Below are 392 nucleotides of genomic sequence, written 5' to 3'. Positions count from 1 at the left end.
CGGTACCGCTGATCGGTCAGGAACGTACGCACCTCGCTCAGGCGGTTGTTGTCCTGATCCGAGAGCCAGAATTTGTAGCTGACCACATCACCGGTGATGCCCAGCGCGGCCGGACCAACCGGGCAACAGAGCACCGAATACAGCGGTATGGTACCGGCCGTAAACGCATCGCGGTTGATTACGTTTCCGTCGCGGTAGGTGATTTCGATCCGGCCTTTAACCGTCGCCGGCGGCGTGAAGTTGAAGAGAAAATAGAGGTATTCTTCCTGATCGGCCGACACGGTTTTCGTGACCGGTTGCCAGGTAAGAAAGTTGCGGTGATCCCGCAGATAGACGTGGAAAAACGTTTCCTGCCAGGCGGTGTCTTCATCGGCGATGCCCCCCTTAAACAG

Annotated in this window: 1 pseudogene; it reads right to left on the bottom strand. The window is 57.1% G+C overall.

The window, feature by feature from the left end:
• Positions 1 to 392 (bottom strand): annotated as a pseudogene (locus tag BLX24_RS33290) (DUF5977 domain-containing protein); the annotation flags it as partial.

Origin of the sequence: Arsenicibacter rosenii, assembly GCF_001870735.1 — a bacterium.
Lineage (GTDB): Bacteria > Bacteroidota > Bacteroidia > Cytophagales > Spirosomataceae > Arsenicibacter > Arsenicibacter rosenii.
The sequence above is the reverse complement of the archived record's forward strand: the minus strand, read 5'-3'. Positions and strand labels throughout refer to the sequence as shown.